Annotated in this window: 21 protein-coding genes; 8 read left to right on the forward strand and 13 right to left on the reverse strand. The window is 61.7% G+C overall.

From position 1 onward, the window contains the following. Window positions 1–26 precede the first annotated feature (26 nt). Window positions 27–464 (reverse strand): FxsA family protein, encoded by a 438-nt coding sequence (locus EV688_RS12365; RefSeq protein WP_240624402.1) that lies wholly within the window; start codon window positions 462–464, stop codon window positions 27–29. Between the two features lie 143 nt (window positions 465–607). Between EV688_RS12365 and EV688_RS12370 the strand changes: the two genes are divergently transcribed. Both EV688_RS12370 and EV688_RS12375 read left to right on the forward strand, forming a co-directional pair. After that, the gene (locus tag EV688_RS12370) at window positions 608–1,390 is read left to right on the forward strand and encodes a sulfite exporter TauE/SafE family protein (RefSeq protein ID WP_117318906.1); all 783 of its coding nucleotides are present in this window, start codon (window positions 608–610) and stop codon (window positions 1,388–1,390) included. Further along, window positions 1,387–1,698 (forward strand): MGMT family protein, encoded by a 312-nt coding sequence (locus tag EV688_RS12375; protein ID WP_117318907.1) that lies wholly within the window; start codon window positions 1,387–1,389, stop codon window positions 1,696–1,698. Before EV688_RS12370 ends, EV688_RS12375 begins: the two co-directional genes overlap by 4 nt. 7 nt (window positions 1,699–1,705) lie before the next feature. Here EV688_RS12375 and EV688_RS12380 read toward each other — a convergent pair whose 3' ends face one another. Beyond that, window positions 1,706–3,742 (reverse strand): TonB-dependent receptor family protein, encoded by a 2,037-nt coding sequence (locus tag EV688_RS12380; RefSeq protein ID WP_117318908.1) that lies wholly within the window; start codon window positions 3,740–3,742, stop codon window positions 1,706–1,708. A 243-nt stretch (window positions 3,743–3,985) separates the two neighbouring features. Between EV688_RS12380 and dgcA the strand changes: the two genes are divergently transcribed. Both dgcA and EV688_RS12390 read left to right on the forward strand, forming a co-directional pair. Beyond that, entirely contained in the window at window positions 3,986–4,960 is a 975-nt protein-coding gene (gene dgcA, locus EV688_RS12385) for an N-acetyl-D-Glu racemase DgcA (RefSeq protein ID WP_117318909.1), read from the forward strand. A 5-nt stretch (window positions 4,961–4,965) separates the two neighbouring features. After that, window positions 4,966–5,991, forward strand: coding sequence for an N-acetyltransferase DgcN family protein (locus EV688_RS12390; protein WP_117318947.1), 1,026 nt, complete (start codon window positions 4,966–4,968; stop codon window positions 5,989–5,991). Here the strand turns inward: EV688_RS12390 and EV688_RS12395 are convergent. The 4 genes from EV688_RS12395 to EV688_RS17905 form a co-directional block, all read right to left on the reverse strand. Then, window positions 5,978–6,727 (reverse strand): RES family NAD+ phosphorylase, encoded by a 750-nt coding sequence (locus EV688_RS12395; RefSeq protein WP_117318910.1) that lies wholly within the window; start codon window positions 6,725–6,727, stop codon window positions 5,978–5,980. The genes EV688_RS12390 and EV688_RS12395 overlap by 14 nt on opposite strands. Then, a complete protein-coding gene (locus EV688_RS12400) occupies window positions 6,724–7,104 on the reverse strand; it encodes an MbcA/ParS/Xre antitoxin family protein (protein ID WP_240624403.1) in 381 nt (126 codons plus the stop codon). The genes EV688_RS12395 and EV688_RS12400 overlap by 4 nt, the downstream gene beginning before the upstream one ends. Before the next feature lie 77 nt (window positions 7,105–7,181). Beyond that, complete coding sequence (locus EV688_RS12405) at window positions 7,182–8,477, reverse strand: AmpG family muropeptide MFS transporter (protein ID WP_240624404.1); 1,296 nt, start codon at window positions 8,475–8,477, stop codon at window positions 7,182–7,184. Continuing rightward, window positions 8,474–8,734: a type II toxin-antitoxin system RelE/ParE family toxin gene (locus tag EV688_RS17905; protein ID WP_117318912.1), complete on the reverse strand. Its 261-nt coding sequence runs from the start codon at window positions 8,732–8,734 to the stop codon at window positions 8,474–8,476. Before EV688_RS17905 ends, EV688_RS12405 begins: the two co-directional genes overlap by 4 nt. Window positions 8,735–8,960: 226 nt before the next feature. Between EV688_RS17905 and EV688_RS12415 the strand changes: the two genes are divergently transcribed. Beyond that, a complete protein-coding gene (locus tag EV688_RS12415; RefSeq protein WP_162883945.1) occupies window positions 8,961–10,991 on the forward strand; it encodes an alkaline phosphatase family protein in 2,031 nt (676 codons plus the stop codon). A 75-nt stretch (window positions 10,992–11,066) separates the two neighbouring features. On the opposite strand, the gene EV688_RS12420 is transcribed toward EV688_RS12415, so the two are convergent. The 3 genes from EV688_RS12420 to EV688_RS17450 all read right to left on the reverse strand — a co-directional run bounded on the left by EV688_RS12420 (window position 11,067) and on the right by EV688_RS17450 (window position 16,154). Then, the gene (locus EV688_RS12420) at window positions 11,067–14,342 is read right to left on the reverse strand and encodes a TonB-dependent receptor (RefSeq protein WP_162883946.1); all 3,276 of its coding nucleotides are present in this window, start codon (window positions 14,340–14,342) and stop codon (window positions 11,067–11,069) included. A gap of 281 nt (window positions 14,343–14,623) precedes the next feature. Then, window positions 14,624–15,328: a sulfotransferase family protein gene (locus EV688_RS12425; RefSeq protein ID WP_162883947.1), complete on the reverse strand. Its 705-nt coding sequence runs from the start codon at window positions 15,326–15,328 to the stop codon at window positions 14,624–14,626. A gap of 1 nt (window position 15,329) precedes the next feature. Next, window positions 15,330–16,154, reverse strand: coding sequence for a hypothetical protein (locus EV688_RS17450; protein WP_162883948.1), 825 nt, complete (start codon window positions 16,152–16,154; stop codon window positions 15,330–15,332). 78 nt (window positions 16,155–16,232) lie between these two features. Here EV688_RS17450 and EV688_RS12430 point away from each other — a divergent pair, with 78 nt between their 5' ends. Both EV688_RS12430 and EV688_RS12435 read left to right on the forward strand, forming a co-directional pair. Then, a complete protein-coding gene (locus tag EV688_RS12430) occupies window positions 16,233–16,997 on the forward strand; it encodes an acyltransferase (RefSeq protein WP_117318916.1) in 765 nt (254 codons plus the stop codon). A 6-nt stretch (window positions 16,998–17,003) separates the two neighbouring features. Next, window positions 17,004–17,465 carry an acyltransferase family protein gene (locus EV688_RS12435; protein ID WP_117318917.1) on the forward strand — a complete coding sequence of 154 codons (462 nt, stop codon included), beginning with the start codon at window positions 17,004–17,006 and terminating at the stop codon, window positions 17,463–17,465. A 67-nt stretch (window positions 17,466–17,532) separates the two neighbouring features. Here the strand turns inward: EV688_RS12435 and EV688_RS12440 are convergent, their stop codons facing one another. Further along, window positions 17,533–17,730: a hypothetical protein gene (locus tag EV688_RS12440; RefSeq protein ID WP_131917646.1), complete on the reverse strand. Its 198-nt coding sequence runs from the start codon at window positions 17,728–17,730 to the stop codon at window positions 17,533–17,535. Between the two features lie 112 nt (window positions 17,731–17,842). Here EV688_RS12440 and EV688_RS12445 point away from each other — a divergent pair, with 112 nt between their 5' ends. Further along, on the forward strand, window positions 17,843–18,076 hold the full coding sequence (locus EV688_RS12445) for a hypothetical protein (protein WP_117318919.1): 234 nt from the start codon (window positions 17,843–17,845) through the stop codon (window positions 18,074–18,076). A gap of 19 nt (window positions 18,077–18,095) precedes the next feature. On the opposite strand, the gene EV688_RS12450 is transcribed toward EV688_RS12445, so the two are convergent. The 3 genes from EV688_RS12450 to EV688_RS12460 form a co-directional block, all read right to left on the reverse strand. Beyond that, the gene (locus tag EV688_RS12450) at window positions 18,096–19,097 is read right to left on the reverse strand and encodes an OmpA family protein (protein WP_117318920.1); all 1,002 of its coding nucleotides are present in this window, start codon (window positions 19,095–19,097) and stop codon (window positions 18,096–18,098) included. Between the two features lie 169 nt (window positions 19,098–19,266). Next, window positions 19,267–22,131, reverse strand: a complete 2,865-nt coding sequence (locus EV688_RS12455) for a glycosyltransferase (RefSeq protein ID WP_162883949.1) — start codon at window positions 22,129–22,131, stop codon at window positions 19,267–19,269. Between the two features lie 750 nt (window positions 22,132–22,881). Next, window positions 22,882–23,790 carry a peptidylprolyl isomerase gene (locus EV688_RS12460; protein WP_162883950.1) on the reverse strand — a complete coding sequence of 303 codons (909 nt, stop codon included), beginning with the start codon at window positions 23,788–23,790 and terminating at the stop codon, window positions 22,882–22,884. Window positions 23,791–23,861: the final 71 nt, after the last annotated feature.

The following is a 23,861-nucleotide window of genomic DNA, read 5'->3' on the forward strand; positions in this document are numbered from 1 at the left end:
GGCATTATCGCTCTGGAAACAGACAGCTAGCGCTTTTCTTCATCGACCCGACGGTATTCACCTTCAATGGTGGCGGGCGCTTCCGGACCCGGCTGATCGGGCCCCCGGGATTCCGGTCCCGTGGCCGACCCGCCCCCGAACAGCCAGCGTGACACGCGACGACGCAGCGGCCCGAACAGCACCAGCAGTGCGGCGACGTCGGTGATCAGACCGGGAATCATGAGCAGCAGCGCCGCGAGCCCCACCGCCATGTCATCCACGAGAATCTGCGGTCCGAAAATCCGGCCATCCTGCGCCTCGCGCAGCCGCATGAACATGTCCCGCCCCTGGAAGCGCAGCAGCATGATGCCGGCGACCAGAGTCAGAAAGACGTAGGCCAGCGCGGTCAGCGCGCCTACAGCCACACCCAGCTGGATCAGCGTCAGTAATTCCAGCCAGGGCATCAACAGTATTACGTATCTCATCCCCTCAGTATGGGGGCTCAAAAAGGCTTTTCAAGCGCAGGCCATGCGAGGCGCGTCCTCTGGCACAGTTTGCACCCGCATGAAAGGCTGCTACGGTTGCCGCCTTTTCGCCCCCGCAACCCGGGACAGGAGCGGCGTTGCCCATGGAACTGCTCGTGATCGGCACCGCGGCGCTGTTAGCTGCGACACTGACTTTCTTCTCCGGCTTTGGCGTCGGCACACTGATGACGCCGGTGTTTGCCCTGTTCTTCCCCCTGCCGCTGGCGATTGCCGCCACGGCGGTGGTGCACGTGGTAAACAACCTGTTCAAGCTTGGCCTGACGGTGCGCGATGCCAGCTGGCGGGTTGTAGCCGCCTTCGGCATACCGGCAATGCTGGCGGCCTTCGCCGGTGCCGGGCTGCTGCAGTCGATCAGTGGGGTGCGGCCCTGGTTCTCCTACACGGTGGCTGGACGCGAGCTGGCGGTGGCGCCGCTGAACGTTGTGATCGGCCTGCTGATCGCCGCTTTTGCGCTGCTGGAGCTTTGGCCGCGCTTCCAGGCACTGGCGGTAGCGCCTCGCTGGCTGCCGGTCGGTGGCCTGCTGTCGGGTTTCTTCGGCGGGCTCTCCGGACACCAGGGAGCCTTCCGCTCCGCCTTTCTGCTGAAGACCGGCCTGCCCAAGCAGGCCTTCATCGCCACCGGTATCGTCTGCGCCGTGATCGTGGATGCCGCGCGACTGTCGATCTATGGCAGCGGCCTCCTCGCCAGCGGCTCTGGACCCGACGGCCCGCTGCTCTGGCCGGTGCTGGTGGGGACGCTGTGCGCCTGCGCGGGCTCGCTGCTCGGGCGGCGACTGCTGAAAAAAGTCACCATGTCCGCCGTGCGCCTGACGGTCTCCATGATGATGCTGGTGATTGGCCTCGGACTGATGAGCGGGTGGATATGACTGATCCGGCCAGTCTCAATGAACGCATCTGGCTTGCCGTTGCCGCCATTCCCGCCGGGCGTGTGAGCACCTATGGCGCCGTCGCCAACGCCGCCGGTCTGCCGCGGGGCGCCAGACGCGTCGGTCGCGCGCTGGGAGCGCTGCCCCCGGACAGCCAGATTCCCTGGTATCGGGTGATCAATGCACAGGGGCGGATTGCCATACCACAGGGCAGCAAGGCTGCCCGGGAGCAGTGGGACAGACTTCTCGGCGAGGGCGTAATTCCCGATGCGAACGGCCGTATCGACCTGCGTCGCTACGGCGTCTGATCCGCCATCAGAGCTGGTAGCGCAAACCGACTTCGAAGCTGCGCTCGGGCCCCACGTAAATGCCCTGGCGCAGGCCGGTGATATAGCGCCGGTCCCCGATATTCTTCACGGCACCGAACACCGTCAGCTGGCGGTTGACCGTGTACCGGGCCATGGCGTCGAACAGGGTGTACGACGGCATGAGTCCACCCCACAGCCCCCCGGCAGCGCCTTCGGGGAAGGCTTCCTGATTGGTCGGGTCGCCGAACTGCTCGCCCCGATAATGCGCCGTGAGCGCGGTACTCAGGGCGCCGTCACTGTAATTCAGCGAGGCGTTCGCCAGATACTCCGGCGCGTAGGGCAGGCGATTGCCGCGGTCGGGACCTGAACGGAATTCCGATTCCGGCACCCAGGTGAAGTTGGTATCGAGACTGAAACCGCCACCGAGTTCGTAGCCCAGGACCAGCTCCATGCCCTGATGTATGGTTTCACCCGCGTTGCTCTGGGACAGGTTCGGATCGGTGTTACCCGTAACCACCTGGTTCTCGAAGTCCATGTAGAACAGCGCCAGTTCATAGTTCAGCGCGCCCTGCAGTCCGCGGATACCCAGTTCGTAGTTGACCGACTGCTCACCCTCGAGGTCCTGGTCCGTCAGTCCATCCAGCGCCACCCCGTTGGAGGCAGGCGAGAACGCCCGGTAGACACCGCCATACAGCTGTGCAGCGTCCGTGATCTGAAACGTCGCGCCGAGGCCGGGGAGGAATTCCGTATTGGAGGTGTCCTCGGAGGCGTTGTTCTCCGTCAGGATGACGCGCTTCTGCTTATAGGCTTCCACACGCAAGCCCGGGGTGACCGCCAGTCTGTCAGTCACCTCAATCCGGTTGTGCACATAGGCCGCGACGCTGTCTGCCGAATCCACGCGATGGCGGTCATTGATACCGGTGCGATCCGCCGCGCGGGTGGCGCGGATCCGCGTATCGTCGGATTCTTCCTGCATGAAGCGCAGTCCGAACTCGGCATCGCTGGCCATGCCGAACAGGCTGTGCTGCAGGTTCAGCCGGGTCTCGACGCCAAAACGCTCGAAGGACCGGTTGTTGCCGGTGAGATCATCCATATAGACCCAGCGCCCCGCCGCGTCCGACGCAGCGGTATCGACGTTGTAGCGCCAGTAATCCCGCGTAACCTCGCTCCAGTAGGCCAGCGTCTTCAGCGTTGCGCGCTCGCCGAGCTGCCATTCATGGCTGAGGTCGAGGCTGATACGGTCGGTCAGGAAATAATCGTCTGGCGCGGGATTGTAGGTTCTGCCCTCACGATAGTCCTCGAGCAGCAGCCCGCGATAGGAGATGTTCGCATCGTTCTCGTGGTAGGAGAATTTGACACCGAGCGCGTGCTCGTCGTTGACCTGCATGCCCGCCTTGAGCATCAGGTCATTCATGTCATAGCCCTTGTCCATGAAACCATCACTCTGGGCGTGGGTGGCAACGACGCCGGCAAAGGCATCGCCGGACTCCGAGCGCGTACCCGCCTCAATCGTGGCCTCCCGTGTCCCGAAGGATGCCAGCCGCGTCGCGACCGCAACGCCCTCGTCCGGAGTTCGTGTCTGGTAGTTGATAACGCCGCCGATCGTCGACGGCCCGTAGCGCAGGGATGCCGAGCCCTTGAGCACCTCTATGCGATCGACGCGCTGGATCCGCGGGTTGAAATAGCGCTCATTGCCAATGAAGAGACCGGGAGCCACGGGGACACCGTCCTCGAGGATAAGCGACTTCGACTCACTGGCCGACAGACCGCGCAGACCGACGTTGGCGACGATCGAGGTTTCCTCCTCGCTTTTGGTATTGATGCCGGGAACGCGACGCAGCGCGTCCTCCGTCGACATGGGCAAGAGCACGTCGAGGCGTTCGCGATCAATGATAACCACCGACCCGGTCTGACGTGACACGGCGTCTTCTCTTTTTCCGATAACCTCGATGACCGGTAGCGTCACCAGACGATCGCTGTCGGCGACCACTGCCACCGGCTGGAGGATGGCAGCGACTGCGGCGGCCATGAGTGTGCGTTTCATGTTGTTTTCCTGAGAGGAGTCGATTGGTGGCGCGAATAATATTGCGAACCATTCCTGTTAACAATCCCAAATGAGACGTATTAATGCGCAGAGTCCAGAGAAAATTGATCAGGCGAGGCAGACGACATACGCCCACACCAGCTGGCGGACAGTCATCTCGCCGTCGGGATTGCGATTCGGCACCGGTTCTTTGAGAATCACCTGCCGCTGCGTAACTGGCCGCAGACGCCACAGGAGACTCACGTGCGCCAACTGACATGCTCTGTCGAGAACTGGTCGCTGAAGCGCCCTTTCCACATTACCGGCTACACGTTCAGTGAGGTGGCGGTACTCCACGCCAGTATTTGCGAAGGTGATCAGATGGGCCAGGGAGAAGCCACGGGCATCTATTATCTGCAGGAAACCGGCAGCAGCCTTCTCGCGCAGGCGCAGAGTGTCAGCGGCGCCATCGCCGACGGCGCCTCGCGCGACGATCTGCTGCGGCTGTTGCCGGCCGGCGGCGCGCGCAACGCCCTGGATGCTGCACTCTGGGACCTGGAAGCCAAACAGGCTGGGAAACGGGTCTGGGAGATGCTGGGTATTCCCATCCAGCCCGTGGTGACCGTCAACACGGTGGGCATCGGGTCGCCGGCGGACATGGCGACCGTGGCAAAATCGCTGGATACCGACCATATCAAGGTCAAGCTGAACGACGACATGCCCCTCGAACGTCTCCGTGCCGTGCGCGCCGCGCGACCGGACGCGGTGATTGTCGTGGACGTCAACGCCGGCTGGACCTTCGCCCAGCTGCAAGCCCTCGCCCCCCGCTTCAGGGATCTGGGCGTTGCCATGATTGAGCAGCCGCTGCCGCGCGGCGCCGACAGTGAGCTGGAAGGCTACAAGGCGCCCCTGCCCCTGTGCGCCGACGAGTCCTGTCTCGATACCACGGAGTTCGAGCAGGCCGCGAAGCGCTACCAGATGATCAATATCAAGCTGGACAAGACGGGCGGACTCACCGAGGCGCTACGCCTTGCCGCGATGGCTCGCGACCGCGGCATCGACCTGATGGTCGGCAACATGGTGGGCACGTCTCTCGGCATGGCGCCGGGTTTCGTCATCGCCCAGCAATGCCGCTTTGTCGACCTGGATGGCGCGCTGCTGCTGCGCCGGGATCGCGACCATCCCATGAGCTATACCGGTGGCGTAGTCATGCCGCCTCCAGTCGAATTGTGGGGCTGAACCGGATGACGACGACCCTGACGCTGCGACCGCCCTACCTGATCTTCCTGGGCGATGAAACGCGCAAGACCTACGGCAAGACGGGCCAGGGCATTGCCGACTGGCGACCGGAACGCTGCGCCGGACAGCTGCGCCTGACGCCGGACACACTGCGCATCGGTTTGCCCGACCTCAGCGTGGAGGAGGCGATGGCCGCGGGCGCCGGCTCGCTGATTGTCGGTACGGCGCTGGTAGGCGGCAGTCTCCCGGCGGCGTGGATAGACACCCTGTGCCGCGCCGCGCGGGGTGGCATGGACATCGTTGCCGGCCTGCACTCGCGGCTGGACAGCATCCCCGCGCTCGTGGCCGCGGCAAGTGAAGGCGGCGCAAGGCTGATCGACGTGCGCACCCCGCCCGCCGACCTGCCCGTGGGCAGTGGCAGAAAGCGCCGCGGCAGGCGTCTGCTGACTGTCGGCACCGACTGTGCGCTGGGCAAGAAGTACACCGCGCTGCAGCTCGAACGCGACATGCTCGCGCAAGGCCTCAACGCCAGCTTCCGCGCCTCGGGACAGACCGGCATCATGATTGCCGGCAGCGGCGTGCCCATCGATTGTGTAGTGGCAGATTTCATCTCCGGCGCGGCCGAAGTCCTGTCACCGGACAACACCGACGACCACTGGGACATCATCGAGGGCCAGGGCGCCATCTTTCATCCGGGATACGCGGCGGTCACCCACGGTTTGCTGATCGGTTCACAGCCGGATGCCTTTGTCGTCTGTCACGAGGCGCACCGGGACGTCGTGAGCGGCTGGCCGCACATCCCGCTGCCCACTATCGGCGAGGTCATCGAGCGCACCGTGGCCATCGGCAGACTCACCAATCCGGCCATTCGCTGCGTGGGAATCAGCGTCAATACTTCACACCTGCCAGGCGCGGAACGTGCCGACTATCTGCAGTCGCTGTCTGACCGCTACGGGCTGCCCTGCGTGGACCCCATGGCCGGGGGGACGCAGGCGCTGTTGACCGGATGGGAGCGGCTTACGCTGGCATAGGGAGACGCCCGCCAACGAGGAAATCCTCCACCGCGAAACGCTGCACGTCGCCGCTGCGCTGCTGTCGAAATGCCACGGCAGTGGCGCGCAGCTCGCAGAACCACTCACTGCTCGATTCCGGTTCTCGACTCGCAAGGGCGAGCGGGGTGAACAGACCCGCGCAGAGACCTCCCTGGGCGTCACGGGCAGACGCGTATTCAAACCCGTCAACGCCCGACCCGCGCATGTCCGACCCCAGAGCCTGGGTTTCCGTGTAGTCTTCGGCATGGGTAATCACAGCCTGCGCTGCATCAAAGGGAGCCGCCTGCAGTTGCACCCCTTGCCTGCACTGATAGCGGACTGTGAACAGCGTGTGCTGACTGCGCAGGACATTGCGCGGAGGCGTGCCGCGCATGGAATACCAGAAGACGAGGCGATAATAGGCCGACTCTGCCAGCGCTGACTGACTTGATAGGCCACCATAAAAAATGCCCCGCTCATGCACGCGACCGAAGCGGGAACCCCAGCGCAGCGGAGGATAGCGGAAAGGCGTGGCAAGAAGATAATGATAGCCGGACGTCTCCGGGGGCAGCGGTGGCTTTGCGTCTTCCAGCATGGACTCGAGCAGTGTCTGCTCCTCCAGCGTATCAACATAAGCCAGTGTGGCCACCTGCTCCTGGCTTTCCACCAGTCGATGCAGCTCTCCGGAAAGCGTCCTGGTATGCGCCTGTCCCTGATACTGCGACCAGATCGTCACAGCTTGCCGCGGATACCATCAACGAAGGTGAGCACCGAAACGAGCCCCTGGATTGTGGTTATCTGCTGCAGAGGGACGCCTCCCGTAGCCACATTCTCGCTGTGCATGAAATGACGCATCCAGCTGTCGTCACCACCGGTGAGTGCAAAGAGCGCGCGCGCCAGCCGCACCACAAGGAGCGCCAGCTCTCCCTGCTTGGTCCCGGGGTCCAGAGCACCATTTCGGCCCAGGCGGCTAACGGCGCTTCGATGCATGCCGAGGACAGCGCCGAGCTCCGACTGATTCATGCCGAGCTGTGCCGCCGCGCGCAGCACGGCTTTTGCAAGAACCGCGTCTCTTGCCGGGAACCTGTCCATGCCTGCCGGTTGAACAGTCACTGGAACCTCTCTGTGCAAAAATCACAAAAATAGAATATTTGTGAAAATAGCACATGGCCAGGGGTTCCACAATCGTATTAGAGTGTCTCGGAATCCGGCGGTCGAGGCAGCGGGTCATCCCCCCAGGGCGCCACCCAGAACAGCAGCAGCATGCCCGGCACGGCCACCGCCGCGCAGAACAGGAAAAACGTCACCCAGCCCATGTTTTCCACCAGCACCCCGGTACTGGCGTTAGCGAAGGTCCGCGGCAGGGAGGCGAGCGCCGTGAACAGGGCAAACTGCGTGGCCGCAAAGGTGCGGCTGGTCTCGCGGGCGATGAAGGCCGTGAAAGCGGCGGTGCCCATGCCGACGCCGAGATATTCGAAGCTGATCACCAGCGCCAGCAGCCAGAGCACATGGCCCTGCTGGGCGAGGACGGCGAACCCGAAAATGCTCACCACCTGCACGACGCCGAACACCCACAGTGCCCGGTTGATGCCGAGCCGGATCATCACCAGACCGCCCAGCAGGCCACCGATAATCGCCGGCCACAGCGCCGCGTGCTTGGCGGCCAGGCCGATCTCCGTCATGCTGAAACCCATGTCCAGGTAAAAGGGTGTTGCCAGCGCCGTGGCCATGTTGTCGCCGATCTTGTACATCACCATGAAACCGAGCACCAGCAGCACCCCATGCCAGCCGCGCCGGGACAGGTACTCGGCAAAGGGAGCGACCACGGAATCCCGGATACTCAGCTTCTTCGGCGGCGCACTCTCCGGTTCGCCCACCGCCAGAGTCATGGCGATACCGACGCCCATGAAGGCAGCGGTTATGAGAAAGACCGTCTTCCAGGGCAGCGTGTCGGCGAGAATCAGCGACAGCGAGCCCGGGACCAGGCTGGAGATCCGGTAGGCCTGCACATGGATGGCGTTACCGAGGCCCAGCTCGCTGTCCGGCAGGATCTCACGCCGGAAGGCATCGATGGCGACATCCTGACTGGCACTGAAAAACGCCACCGCCACAGCGAATACCGCCACCAGGGCGGTATTCTGCGCCGGCTCGAGAAAGCCCATGCTGCCAATCGCCAGCACCAGCGCCAGCTGGGAGAGCATCAGCCAGCCGCGGCGCCGGCCCATGCCCATCGGCGCAAAGCGGTCGAGCAAGGGCGCCCACACGAATTTCCAGGTGTAGGGCATGCCCACCAGCGCGAACAGGCCGATCTCCGCCAGCGACACGCCCTGGTCCCGCAGCCAGGCCGGCACCAGCTGTATCAGCACGTACAGCGGCATGCCCGACGCCAGCCCCGTGAACACGCAGATGAGCATGCGCCGGTTGAGGATGGCACGGGAGAAAGATGGCCGACTGGCCGCTGCTGGAGCCCCGTCTGCGGCAGTCATTGGCTTGCGTTTTGCTCCAATGCCGACGGCGTCAACGGTTGCCAGCGGGACCGGACCGTCAGAATCTCAATGTCTCGCCGCATACTGTAGATAACGCGGTGATTACCCGGAATAATTTCACGGATTCGAGAGACACCGATCTCGGGCGCAACCCACCCGCTCATCGGAAACTTATCCAGACGCACAACTGAGGACAAGGCATTATCCAGCCAGGCCTCTGCGGCCCGGGGATTTTCTTCGGAAAAGCAACTGACGATTTCCCCAACAAGAACCGCGACCCCGCTGGGTCAACACCATGGGGCGTCTCCCGGCCTGCAAACGTGCACATCAAGGTACATCTTAAAGTACGCGCCTGAGAACCGAAAGCCTCAATCGCCAGACGCTTGTTTCGTCATATTGATCCCCTATCCTGAAGTCCCCATTCAGCCATGAACCGCTCTGCGGCCTGTGAGCATGCTCGCCGGGGGCAAACGAGAGGAAGCCATGCCAGAAAAGCACCAGCGCACCGCAGGTCCGGGACGATTGCGGCCGGCAAGAAAAACATTACCGCGGCTTGTGCTGTGCGCGAGCCTGGTGTGTGCGGGGAATACCTTCGCAGCAGAGACCACGCCGGCGCAGAAGCGCGCCATCCTCATCAGCGTGGATGCCTTGAACGAAGCCGTCCTGCGCAAAACGCTGACAGCCGAACAGGCCCCTGCCCTGTTCGAGGTGTTTGATCACGGCAGCTGCGCCCGCTATGCCACGCCGGCCTTCCCCTCCCTTACCGCCCCGGGTCACTCCGCCATCTGGACCGGAGCCTACGGCAATGTCACGGGCATTTCCGGAAACTCGCAGCATCGGCTGCCGCGGGACGCGCATACCATTGCCGAAACCGTATCGGGCTACCAGTCCGAGCCGCTGTCCGCCGAGTCCCTGTGGCTCGCCGCCGGGCGCAGCGGGATACGGGTTGCGGCACATCAGACCACCCAGTCACCCGGCGTTCCCGGCTACCTGCCGCGCACGGGAACGCGCAGCGAGAAACAGGAAGCGCGACGGCGCGAGGCAGCGGCCGCGCTCGCCGACCCCAACGTCAGCGTGGTCAACGGCTACAACCGGCTGATCGCCGGTGACGCCATCGTCACGGCGGATCAGGTCACGTGGACGCCGCTGGCGGACTGGCGCGGTCTCGAGTCACTCGAAACCGGGGTCACACCGAAGGCCTTCACGTTTGAAAACGCCGCCGGGGTCTTTCACGGCCTGCTGTACGGCTCGTCGCGTTACGACACCGCGCTGATCGCCACCGCGCCCGAGGTGTCGACAGCGATCCGCGCCGAGGCCATGCCCGCCGGACCTGCCCCGGATCGGGAGTCACTGGCACAGCACTTCTCCCGCGCGCTCGCCGTTCCGGTCGAGAACGGCACGGTATTCATGCGCGTCCGGCTGTTCGACGTGGCGGATGACGGCAGCGACTTCATGCTGTTTTACCCGCGCCTGCAGGTGGTGGAGGGAAACACCGTCGATGTGCAGGCCGACTATGACCGCGCCGTACGCGGATGGATCGGCAACTCCGCTATCGGCCTGTACCGCCAGGGTGCCTTCGGCCCGACACTCGTCGACGGCGGCGACGGCCTTGCCGAGCAGCGTTTCCTGGAAACCGCCGAGCTGGTGACGCGGCAGTTCATGCGCGGCGCCGACTGGTTCTGGAGCGTGGGTGATGCGCAGTTTCTGCTCGACTACTTCCCGCTTTCCGACGCCATCGATCACACCGTGCTGGGCTACCTCGACGCGTCGACACCAATGTACGATGCCAGACTGGCGCGCGATATCTCGGCGTTCCGCGCAGCTGTCTGGCGCTATACCGATATGCGCATCGGCCATCTCATGGAGCTCGCCGACCAGAAAGACGCGGCTTTTTTCATTACCGGCGATCATGGCATGCGACCCAGCTGGCAGGTGTTTCACCCCAACGTCGCCCTGCTGAAGGCCGGCCTGCTCAAGCTGGACGAAAACGGCGAGCTGGACCTGTCACGGACACGGGCCTATTCGCCCAACGGCTACTGGATCACCATCAACAGCGACGAGTGGCTGGGGGGAACGGTAAGCGCAGACGAGAAAGCCTCGGTCGTGGAGGCCATTACCCGCGCATTGACGGATGTCGACGAGGGTGGCACTGCATCGCCGGTCACGGCGGTCTATACGCCAGAGACACACCCGGGGCTGGGTCTGGGCGGCGCCGCGGGGGGCGATGTGTACTGGGGCGTGAAACGCGGTTTCCGCAGCAGCGCATCGCTGCGCGGTGACATCGTTCAAAGCGCTGCACTACGGTCCGGGCACGGCTTTCCCGCAACGGATGCCGACATGCGAACAGTGTTCTGCGCTCACGGTGCAGACTTTCCCACCGGGACGATTCAGGCCGTGCGAACGATCGATATTGCACCCACGCTGACCGAGTATCTGAACATGGCGGTGCCACAGGACGCGCGGGGTGCCTCCGTTCTCCAGAACCTCCAACGCGGACAGGCGGACGGGGCATAAAAAAGCCCCCTTGCGGGGGCTGAAACGTTCATCAATGGACCAGGCATCCCGGAACCGGGATGCCTGCGGGCCGGCTCAGAAGTCCATGCGGATGCCGAGGCGAATGCGGTATACCGAGTTTGACGGGCTGGTAAAGCCGGTCTGCAGGTCACGGAAGGTATTGTAGCGATACACGCAATCACCGGAAGAGACGCAAGTGGTGCGCGGCGCATCCCCCGTGAGCGCAATCGCCCCATCAACACCGTTAGCGGCCAGATCTGCCGCAGATACCAGATCTGCGCGCACAATGGCGGACTGGTTGTTACCCGGTCCGTTATTGAACTGGCCCCACTCATCGTTGATCAGGTTCAGCACGTTCTCGATGTCCAGCTGCAGCTTGAAGCGGTTCTCACCGACAAAGCGGTCCATGCCCGGAATTCCCGGCAATTCCTGCTGGATACGCAGGTCCCAGATATTGGTCCAGCTCGCCGTCTCACCGTTGACCTCGGCAATGCCTGAGCCCAGGCCCTTGCGGTCTATCCAGTCAAGAAAGCCGTCACGGTCGAAGCCCTCGGCATACACCACCGCGGAATCTCCAGCCCCAGTGGGGATGTACAGTGGGTTATTGTCGAAGGGATTCTCACCTGCGCCTGCACGACCAAACAGTGAATTACTATTGGAGACGTCAAAGGTCGGGGTGTAGTTGCCCTGGTGCAGCAGCTGACCGAACAGATCGATGCGCGTGTTCAGCCCGGCGAACAGCTCGCGTTCGTAAGCAAAATTGAACTTGAAGGCATGCTCGATCTGGAACGGCGAGGTGCGCGCCTGCGGGTTATTGCGATCCGGCGAAGTGATGCCGCGCCAGCTCGATATGCCCCGCGAGCTGGTGCCCTCGGCCACGGTTTCAACGTCCTGATAGGCATAACCAATCTGGAATTCAAAACCGTTATCGAAACGCTTGCCCAGGCTGAAGCTCAGTACGTGACTCTCCGCGCCGCTGGCATTGCCCAGCTCCGTCACGTTAAGAATGCCAAGATCAGACAGATCAGCGTAGATCGGACGACCATCGGGTGCGACGCCCAGCGGCTGAGCATCCGTCAGCGTGGTCTGGGACAGGTTGCGCCAGAGGAAGCCATCCTCCATTTGCGTGTACAGGTACTGGGCAGTGACGAAGTAGTCCTCACCCAAGTTGATGCCGCCGAACTTGGCATCAAACTGCTGATCAACGCGGAGGGAGGCCTTCCAGTCCGAGGGCAGCTCGAAGTCCTCGCTTATCACGTCGATCGGGATACCCGTACCGGCAGCGACCTGATTCTGCAGCTCCATCGGAACATTGAAGGGGTCGACATTGCTGAAGTCGCCGCGGGCAAAGACCGTAATCGGCTGGAAGGCATTGGAGATCCACACCTTCGGCTCACCACCCGCGAAACGTCCAAAGCCACCGGTCACGGTGGTGCGCGGCGCAGCATCCCAGCGGAAACCGACTCGCGGCAGCCAGAGGTCGGCACCATCGAGGTTATTGGAGGAATTGACGCCGTAATCACGCAGCACGTCCGCGCTGAACTGGGGCTTGTCATCCTGCACGAACTGCTCGTAGCGCATACCCAGCGTCACTTCCAGCACATCAGATACCTGCCACGTGTCCTGCAGGAACAGGGCCAGCTTGTCGTAGCCCCATTCGGCGGCACCGTCAGCAGCATTGTTGCTGTTGGCATTCAGATATTCCACGGTGGCATCGCGGTTGAGAAAGTCCTGGAAGTCGAAGAAACGGTAGCGACCGCGTGAGCTCTGCACAAACACGTTGAACAGCTCAAACTCTTCCCACTCACCGCCCATGGTGATCAGGTGATCACCTGCCTGGTAATCCGCGGATGCGAACAGCTGCAGACGCTCGTCAGAGAAATCGTTGGCATGCCGGAAGCGGTCACAGCCCATGACGATGTCAACACCGGTACGCGTCAGCAGGCCGTCAAGCGGGGTGCCTGCCAGCGTTTCCGGATCAAGATCGTTGAGTTCGATCGCACCCACGTCAGGGCCCGCGCGACAGATCTGCCCGCGCTCGAATTCCTTGAAGTTGGCGCGCAGCGTTGTCGACAGGTTCGGCGTCCAGTCGGAGAACAGCTGGGCGGTGTAGGCTTTCAAATCCACAGGAATGTCGTACCACGCCGACTGCAGTTCATTGCCGCCCACGCTGGTGCCGAATTCCTCGGTGCTCTGATACGTAAACGACGCGCGATGATCTGCATTGATGTTCCAGTCGATCTTGGTCAGCAGCCGTTCTGACGTTACCGGCGTATTGGCTGTGCCGGGACGTGTGCCAGGATCGTAGTCATAGGTATCAATGGTCAGCTGGCGCAAGGCATCAAAAAAGCCCGGCTGAATGCCATTGTTTTCATCGAAGTTGCGAAAGTCGCTGGCCGACGCGGATTCATACTCGTCATAAGACGCGAAAAAAAACAGACGATCCTTGATAATCGGGCCGCCCAGGGTAACGCCGTACTCTTTCTCCTCGAACTCACCTGGCTCAAACGTCTGGTCACCGGCAAAGGTGTCGCCGATAAAACTCTCGTCCTGGTAGTAATAGAAGGCCGAACCATCCCACTCGTTTGTGCCTGATTTGGTCGTGACGTTGACCAGTCCGCCGGTAAAACCGGAGATAATTACCGAGTAATCCGACGCCAGCAGAGAAGCTGACTCCACCGCGTCAAGGTTGATCGGCGATCGGGCCGTGGCATAGGTGTTTGAGCCCAGGCCAAAGTCGTCCTGCTGCAGGGAGCCATCAATGGACAGACCGTTAAAGCGCGGGTTGACACCGGCGACCGACAGGTTGCCCTCGCCCTGGGAATTGGCCAGCGGATCGCGGATCAGCGTGCGGATAAGGTCGCGCTTGGTCGCCGGCTGGTTGGAGATATCCTCTGCGGAGTAGTCCGAACCGACACCATTGGCGATATCGGAACCCATCGCCTGGGCGGTGACCAGCACTTCTTCAATGGCAGCGCTGCCCTCTCGCTCAAGCCGAAGCCGAAGCACTGGCTGTGAGCCGGGCTGGAAGTACAGGTCTTCTACCTGCTGCTCACGGTATCCCGGTGCCTTGATGGTGATGGTGTAGGGACCACCCACGCGCATGCCGCTCTGGAAAAACGAGCCGCGATCGCCGCTGGTGCTGCTCTTGGTCGCCGCGGTGGGCTCGTGCACGATGGTGACGGTGGCGCCGCTGATGGCATTGCCACTCTGGTCCACAACGGCACCGTTCACGGTTGCCGACGTGATCTGGGCCATGGATTGCTGACTGACCGTAGCAATGCACGCGTACAGCGCGCAGCGGGCAAGCAAGGGCTTCGCCACGCCGCGTTTCATCTTGGTTGTTCGCATTTGGTGTTCTCCCTGAGATTTAGCGGAACCGCTCGCGCCCGACTCGCCTGCCGACGCACCGGATTCGCGTAATGTCGATAGCAGCAGTCGAGCCCCCGACTGCTGACTGAACGGGATTCGCCCGAACGCACAACCTAAAGCAGAGGGATGACAGATATGTGACAGTCGGGGCACTGATGATTGGTAATATTGCCGGGAAAAGAACCAAAGGGTCCGGCTGCGGTCGCGGGCCTGCACCGGCCACGCGGAATCGCACACGGGGTCACCGCGCATCCGTCACATCAGCCGTGCAACATCCGGCGCTGACGACGCGCACAAGCCGCACGATACAGCGCCATATCGGCAGCGTGGTGCTGTTCGATGCGCGCACGCAATGACGCATCCGTCACGTAATGCTCCGGTGCTGCCGGGTTGACGTTGGCCGCTCCTCCGTCTGCACCACCGGCGCAGAGACCGTCAATGCCCAGAATGCGCCGGGCAAAATCATCGATATCGTCATCGAAATGCTCGGTGATGCCCACGAAATCAAACCGCCCCAGCGGCACCCCCCAGAGAAACTGCCGGTAGATATTGCGCAGTTCCGACCCCAGGCAGAAGCGCTCCAGCGACCAGTCCTCCTCCAGCATGCGCCGGTGTAGCGCTCCGGACTGCCCCGGCTCGTAGGTGCGCCGCCAATAATAATAGTGCGACGCCAGCCGCTCGACCGGATCGCGCAGCCAGGTGACGCGGCGCCAGCTGCGACCTCCACTCCACAGGCTGTACTTGATGGCAAGAAAATGTCCGTGCACGGCCTCAACATCCTGCAATCTGTGCGGCCGCAGCAGCAGGCCCGTGCCGGCGCGCAGGGCCTGAAGCCGACGCGCCGCAACCGTCTCATGCAGCGGGGCGTCGGCGTAGTCGGCAAGCAGGCGCTCGACAAAATGGGACTCGAGCAGACGGCGAAAGCGGGTGCCGGCGGTTTTCGGCAGGTGCAGGGAGATCAGCATGCTATGCCTGCTGGCGCAGCGCGGCGAGGCGCTGGCGGAATTGCTCAAGGTCGCGGCCAACGTCGGGAAGCGTAGCGATACGCCGGTCAAGCGCCTTGCCAGCGGCTGCATATAGCGCCAGGTCGTGCGCATTGTGCGCAAGCAGCGGCTCCCACAGAGGGCCCAGCTGTTCCCGGGCGCTTCCTGCGATATTGGCCACTGCCGCGGGACCCACACCCCGCGACACGTTCTGCGGCAGGTAGGCCAGATCCAGCTGGGGGAAAAACGGACGCAGCGCCGCTTCCAGCACCATCATGCTTGCATCGTAACGCTCCACGAGGCCCACCGGCGCACCCGCCTTCAGCCGCTGATGGGCAGCGGCAACGGCGTCCGATGTCAACGGCTCACTGCCATGGCGCACCGCGCCGCCCGCCAGAAATCGCGTCTGGAAATTGCGGATAACCGGGCGTACCTCGTCCTGCAGGCGCCAGGCAACATAGTCCTGAAGGTTCATGCGCTTCGCCGCCTGCGCACCCGGTGTCGTTGCCTGCTGCTGTCGCTCAAAGGCATAGACCGAGAGCGCACGCTCAATGGGATGGCGCAGCAGGAACACGGTGTAGAAAGCGATACCGTCGATTGACGGCGGCGGGCTAGGCAGATTGTGGCTGGAGAGTGCCACTATCGACGAATTCGCCACGCCCGCGGCCAGTGCATCCCGCGGCGCCTCGCGCATGGCAGCGTCATCCCGGTGTTCGCAGAATCCCGACCCGAAACAGCGGCGCAGGGACCAGTCCAGCGTGGAGCCCGCGTTCTTGAAAATGTGGCCGTGCAGGAGAATGTGGCGCATAGGGCAATCAGTGCTGTGTCAGGCCCGGAGCTTAGCGTTTGCGATGACAAGCGACAAACCCTCCTCTAGACTTCGCGCATGACAATCCTCGATACAGCCCGCTCCTTGATAGAAGATTTCAGCGTTGCCCCGGCGGACTACCCGGCGATTGTTGACCAGCAGGCACTCCCGTCGCGGTTGCACCTGTCCGGCAAGGGCCGCGACAACCACATTTACCTGCGCGGTAAACTGGCCGGCGATGTGGCTATTACCTTTGGCGATGTCAGCGGCTGTCGCGTCTTTCTGGGCGACAACCTGCAAGGCTCCCTGACCATCGCGCTGCGGAACAATAACGCAACGGTGTTCATTGGCTGCGACTGCGACTTCAACGACCTTACGCTGCGATCCCGCCAGCCAGACGACATGATCGCCATCGGCAACAGCGTGGCGGTGACCGGCCCCGGCACCTGGGTTTCCGGCCTGCGCGGCGGCGATGCCCGGCCGGGAATCGTCATGGGCGACTGCTGCGTGGTGGCCCGGGACGTGATTCTGCGCAATACCGACGGCCACCCGGTGTTTGATCGGGCAAGCCGCCGCCAGATCAACCAGCCAGCGGGCGATATCGTCGTCGAGCCACACGCCTGGCTTGGCGAGCGCGCTGCGATACTGAAAAACGTGAGAGTGGGCGCTTTCGGTGTGGTCGCACTGGGCAGCGTGGTGACAAGGGATGTGCCGCGCTACAGCGTCGCCAGCGGCGTGCCCGCGACCTGCAGCACGCGAGCGGACCGCTTCTGGGCATGGGACGACTCGCCCGAGGGTCTGGCAAGGGCCGAGTATTTTCTTGAGCGTTTTCCGCCGGAGTGACCACAGGTGAACTATCGCCCCGACATCGACGGCCTGCGCGCCATCGCCGTGCTCGCCGTGGTGATCTTTCATCTGGGCGTGCCGGGCTTCCAAGGTGGCTACGTTGGCGTGGATGTGTTCTTCGTTATTTCCGGCTACCTGATCACGTCGATTATTCTTGCGCAGCACGCTGAAGGCCGCTTTTACTTCACACAGTTCTACGCGCGGCGAGTGCGCCGTCTGTTTCCGCCGCTGATTGCCACGGTTCTCGCCACCACACTTGGCTGCGCCGTCATTCTCGAACCCTATGACATGATCGCCTATGGGCGCTCCGCGGTTGCGACGCTGTTCAGCGTTTCCAATATTCTGTTCTTCAGTGAAGCCGGGTACTGGGACAGCGCCTCCGAGCTCAAGCCGCTGCTGCATACCTGGTCGCTGGGGGTTGAGGAGCAGTTCTATCTCCTGTGGCCGGCTACGGCATTGACCTGACAGCTGCTGCCAGCGGGCTGCTGCACTACGGCGTGGAGCGCCGCTTCTACCAGCGTGACACTGCGGCCTACGCAACATCGGCAGCATCTTCAGCGCTGGGGAGCACGAGGCCATCGAAGACGGCATGCAACGCCGCTATACCCACGTACGCCGCGCCTGCCCCATCGACTAGCTGGCAACGCATGACGCCTGTGACCTCACCCGACCCCTGCAGGTGCTGGTGTTCGGCAACTCCCACGAGCCGGATGGCTTCAACTTCCTGCACGCCGGCTACCACTCGGAAACAGTCAACCTGATTCGCTTTGGCACCACCAATGCCTGTCCCGGCCTGACGCCGAGGCGTCGCCGCAAGCGCAGACTGCCGGGATCCCGCCAACGTGTCCTACTTTGCTGACGCGCCACGGGCTCAACCCCTGTACCGCGACATCATGGTGCTGACAGATCATTTTGTGGACCGGGTGGAGTTGCTGTGCCGTAACCGCCAACTGGAGAGTTGCGCCATCACCGCGGAGGATGGCACGCCCGCATTCTATGATCCGCACCATTTATCGCTGGAATTCGCGAGCATGGCGGGACGTCGGTATGCGGAGCGCTACCCGGATTTATTGTAGAGGTACCCGCGGGCATTGCTCATCGGGCGACCAGTTCCACACGCCGATTCTGCGCGCGACCGGCCTCGGTAGCGTTGCTGACTACCGGAGCTAATGGACCAACGCCGGCAGGCACCACGCGCACGCGATCAATGCCATTGCCGCTGGCCAATGCCTCAACCACGGCCTCGGCCCTTTGTCGCGACAGGGTGAGGTTACCCTCGTAAGCACCTACCGAGTCGGTGTGGCCCACCACGTAAATGTTGAGATCCGGGTTGTCCTGCAGCAAGCGGGCGGCTTCGGCAATCGCATTGCCGGATTCGGCGGTAAGTGTTGCAGCGCCAAAATCAAAATAAATGTTGTCGAGGGTAACACTGCCTTTCTCGCCGATGCCCTTGGCCAGCGCAGCGGCATCTACCATGCGTTCTTCCATGGCCTCCAGTTCCAGCACATCAATATGCATGGCGACACGTCGCTTGTCCGCCGTGCGCAGGAAAATGTGCTCAGACTCCGCAAGAAAAACACCCACCCAGGTAAGCTCGTCGGCGCTGCGCGCAGTGAGATAGCGGCGATCCTTCACGCCGTAATTGAAGATGGTGAAAGAGTGATTCCCCGCATTTCCGATCCGGCGAGCCGTCGGCAGAATAACGCCCTGCAATCTGTCACCATCCCGGACATCACACTCCTTGCCAGAGCAGGAGAAAAGCACCTCAAAGCCCCGTGCGGCTAAAGAACGCTCATAGTTGCGGAAGACCTCCAGTGAACTGCGCCCCTCGGGCGCCAGATACATAAGGCGCGTGGACTTGCCCTCCAGTGTTTCGCGCTGTTCGGGCACCCATGCCCCGTCTTGCTCAACAGCAGGTCCCAGCGGCAGCATGACCTCGTCATAGGCACGTTCTACGTGAGCGATACGGCAGGATCCGTCATAGCGAGGCACCTGCGGGTGATCTGCGCCAGCAACGTCGCTACACCAGTCCTGCGCCCATCCGGAAGGGGCAAATACAAGGGCAAGCAGGACGGCAAGAAGCTTTCGAATCATCATTGTTCTTATTCTCCGGGGTTATTGTTTTTGTCATTAAGGCAATTTCTGGATGTGTACCGACAGTAGTGCATGCGCTACGTCAGTTCGACTACATTTGCCAATTAACGCTGTATCACTCTCGGTTTTTCGCTATGGCGCTACGCCAGGCATGGCACCAAAGAAACAGCGCCTAAGGTCCACCCTCAAAATCCACCCGCAACAAGGCCTCGGCCCGCCTGCTGCTGAAGTGCTGCTCCAGCCAGCCGCCGTAGCGCGCCATGCGATCAGCGGGATTGATGCTGCCGTTCAGAAGCCCCACCACAGTCTCGGCAATGGCCTGTGCGTCATCGGCTATCCACATGACCGCGTCGGCATCGGGAATGCCCTCGGTGCCGATGTGGGTGGTGACCAGCGGCACATTCTGCTGCACGGCCTCCAACACCTTGCCTTTCACCCCCGCACCGTAGCGCAGCGGAACCACGGCCAGCCCAACGTCTCGGTACAGGGCATCCAGCGCGACGTCATCCACGTAGCCGTGCACTGTGACGTTGTCCGTCGCCAGCGCCTTTACCGCGCTGTTGGGGTTGGAGCCGACCAGGTGGAAGTGGCAATCGGGAACGGCGGCGGACACTTGAGGCAGAATCTCTTCCACAAACCAGCGCGCGGCGTCGACGTTGGGCGGATGATTGAAGCCACCGACAAAGAGCAGGTGCGTTGGCCGGATTGGCGCGTACGACGGCAGCGGCTTATCTTCCAGGGCGTGCAGAGGGATTGTTCGCAGGGCCAGGTCGGGTCGATGGCGGGCGATCTCGTAGGTCTCCGCCTGGGAAAAATAGTAGATGCGGTCCACTTGATCGAATACGGCGAACTCGCGTTGGCGCCAGCTGTCGGCGCTTTTCTGCAGAGCCGGGTCTGACTGCAGCTCGGCCTCCCGGCCAATGCGCAGGTAGTGAAGGTCGTGCCCCACAAAGTTGATCGGCGGACAGCTGGCCAGCTTTTTCAGGTGCGGCAGAAACTGCTCGGCCACGTGGGGCCGGTGCAGGAATATCTGGTTGATATAGGGGGCATGCTCTGCCAGCCAGGCATCCAGACCGCGGGCGATGGATTCGCCGACGAGCACTTCAACCCCGAGCTGCTGCAGGGCTTCGGTGTACGGTGAATGGGCAAAGAAATTCGCACCCATGAACTGCACGCGATAGCCCATTGACAGCAGCAGCTTCACGTACATAAAGGTGGAGCGGGAACCGGCGTCCTTGTCGTAATGCGGCACGTAGTGGTCGATGAAGAGCACGCAAGGCTTGTGCGCAGAGCGGTCCCGCGCCCAGATAACGTGCTCGGCGTTGGGGTAATGATCGCGCTCCAGCACCGCCTGCCACTTGTCGGCAAACACCTGCTGGTTGGTGATCTGGTGCTGCTTTACGCCAGACGTAAGATCGGTGCCGTTACTCACGCCCTCAAAATGGAAGATGCACGCCGCCGGCTGGTACACCACGCGATACCCGGCCTCGCGCACGGCAAAGCAGATGTCGGCATCTTCGTAGTAGGCGGGCACAAAGCGCTCATCGAAACCGCCCAGTTTCTCCCACAGGCAGCGGCGCAGCATGAGACAGGCGCCGGAGATATAGTCGACATCCTTCACGTAGCTGTAGGCCGGTTTCGCGGCGTCGTCCATGCGGCCAAAGTTCCAGGCCGAAGCATCTCGCCACATAATGCCGCCAGCCTCCTGCAGCGCCCCGTTAGCAAATACCAACTTCGGTCCGGCGGCACCCACCTCGGGATCCTCAAAGACGTCGAGCAAGGCCTGCAGCCAGCCGGCGGTGACCGCCGTGTCGTTGTTCAGCATCAGCACGAAATCACCTCGAGCCTGCTCAGCGGCACGATTGCAGTTGCGCAGAAAGCCCAGGTTGCCACCGCGAACCACCTGGATGCCACGGATGCGTGACTCGATGGTGCCGGTAAGATCCGTGGAGCCATCATCGGCAAGAATGACTTCGTACTGCCCTGCGGGACTGTGACGCAGCAGAGACTGCAGGCAGTGCACCGTTACCCGGTAGTCGTTAAAGACGGGAACAACAATCGACACCTGAGGTGACTCTGCAGCGGGAAACTCCAGCTCAAGATTATCCAGGCCGGGGCTGAGCTCTGTCGGGTCCAGCGCCATACGCGCCTTCGCCTGCTCCGGGAAACGTGCATCAATCCACACCTGCAGGTCAGCCGCGGAGGAACCGAAGAACACCGAAAACCCCCGGCGGATACGCGGCCAGCTGATGCTGCGCAACGATCCGGCCGGGTTGCTCGCCATATAGCACAGCACGTTGCCCAACATGGCCAGCTTGCCGGGGCGCACCTCGGGCATCTCGAGGGCGTTGTCCGCAATGTATTGCCGGGCATTTGCCAGAACGTCGTCGTAGCGGCTGTTCTCTCGACGTTGTCCGGTTACCAGCTTGTAGAGGCCCGTGGCCCAGCGGTTCACGCGCGCCAGGCTGGATTGCTCATAAGTCAGCAGATGCGTGTAGGCCTGGGAGAGCTCATGGAAGAGGTAGTTGGTCTTGTCCGCCATCTCGGCGAGTTCGTGGTCACGCTGTGCAAGATCCGTCTGGGATATCTCAAGATCTGCTATCAGAGAATCGCGCTGGGCAATGGTTGCCCGGTGGTTCTCTACCTCCTGTTCATGTGCTACCGCAAGTTGGTTATGAGAGGCATCCAGTTGCTCCCACTCGGCAAGCAGGCGATCACGCTCGGCGGTGCGCTCCTGTGAGAGCGCACGCGCCTCGTCTAGACGCTGGCGGGTTTCCAGTGCATCTGCCAAAGGGGCCAGTGCGGCAGCGAAGTCACGGATCTTCTCGTGCAGCGACGTCGTTGGCGCAGGAAGCGGCGTAAGCGGACCACCGGCGCAAAGTGCGTCGCAGTATTCGGCGAGCAGCGTCTGCTCGAAGGACTGCAGACGCGCGGCAGCCTGATCCACCGCAGTAGAATGCTGCATATCGGGATTGAACAGTGACTCGCCTGCACTGGGATCACACTTCACGCCCAGGTCGCGGAGTTTTTCCAGCATCCGTTTCAACGCCTGAGGGTCTGACGCCATTTGTGCGTAACTGATGCAGACGTGGTCTACGTCGCGCAATGACTCAAGGGCGAGTCGGTTATAATGCTCCCAGAGCAGGAGACCAAAGCCTATCGAAAAACCATGCCGAGTTTGCAGTGAGTGGGCGACAGCCAGAGGCTCTCGATAGACAAACACCACAACCGAGCGATCCGAGCGCCAGACCGGCCATGTGAGGCACAATCTCGGATCCTTAATGAATGAGTCCCTGCCTGCGACATTCTCATTGAGATCCTCGAAAATCGCCTCGCACATGCCCGGCCTCTGAACGTTACAAGGTCTCAGCGCAGCCGGCGGCGGGGCGAACCATTGTGATTGAACGCCTGACAGCAGGGTCTCATTGGCACTAACCAGATCCCGACGCTCATAAAAGCCCAGCGGATTATCAGGCTGACTTTCAAGCATGGATTCCGGCCTGCCGCCAAGGACACCCGCTTGGTCAAGGCAGCGCGCGACCAGGGAAGTGCCGGAACGGTGCATTCCGATGATAATTACCAGCGTCATTTAAAGGCCATAAGGAAGATATCCTTGTGGCAGTGGAAGCACAGCCAAATGACAGGGTAACACTAGGTCAGGCGTGGATTCAGACACGGCTTGATGATATCCGCTTTGAACAGAATTGCTCTGACGACGGGATCACCCACGCCACACTGCAGATAGTTCAAATCAGCGGCGGGCGGCTTTCGCCGTCTACGCCAGCGATCAGTACTCTGCCTTATAAGGCTCTAGAAGCTCCTCAAGGAAGTCGGTGTCTAATTGTATCTCATCAGACATCTGATACCGGGCCATAAACGCTTTCTGCTCGAGAGACAGGTACTCCCTTTTGAGGTCCGCCACGATCTGCGACTTCACTTCACTAAATTCCAGGTAATACTTTTCACGGATGTCGTCGAGCCGGATAATGTGCAGCCCAAACGGCGTATCGACGACAGGCGAAATATCACCGATATTCTCTATATCAAAGGCGGCTCCAGTAAAGTGTGGCTCCACGTTTTTATCGCCTAGCTTGAACCAGCGATTGAAGCTTCCTTCCCGCGATTGGGATGCCTTGTCCTCAGAATATTCCGCAGCGAGTTCTTCAAACGACTCGCCGGCTTCAAGCTTGGCGAGAATTTCCGTAGCCTTCGGCCGCAGCGGATCACGATCACAGCCTGGTGGACAAAAAAGCAGGATGTGACTTACCTTGCGATGTTGAGGAACCAGCGCATACTTGTCTTTTTGCGTCGCGTACGTTTCTTTCGCAAGGTCCGAAAAGTCAGGATACTCCAATTCACTCTTGAACTGATCAAGCAGATATTTCTGCTTAAGGTTTCTGATCTTGAGTTGCAGTTCCCAGTAGTCTCTACCGTGTTCATCGTCTGTCAGTCGTGTGGCCTTTTGATCTACCTCATTGGCCATACGCTTCGCTGAGACGACGAGATTCAACATTTCGAGCTTGTCACCATCATCATTTGCAGCAGCTCGCTTGAGGTCGGTTGGCATTGCGTTGACAATGACTGCCAACTCTTCCGCCGAAACAGATACGTCGCCATCTACAAGAACAGGCTCCGCACCCAAGGCACTCCCTGCCATAAGGGCGACCAGAAAACCAGACAATTGTGCAACTTTCATTGAAACTCCAATCGAAAAACTACGGACAAAAAAAACCGGCACACAAGGTGCCGGTTCTCCACTGACTTCAC

Source organism: Chromatocurvus halotolerans (genome assembly GCF_004340525.1).
In the GTDB taxonomy this organism is placed as follows: Bacteria; Pseudomonadota; Gammaproteobacteria; order Pseudomonadales; family Halieaceae; genus Chromatocurvus; species Chromatocurvus halotolerans.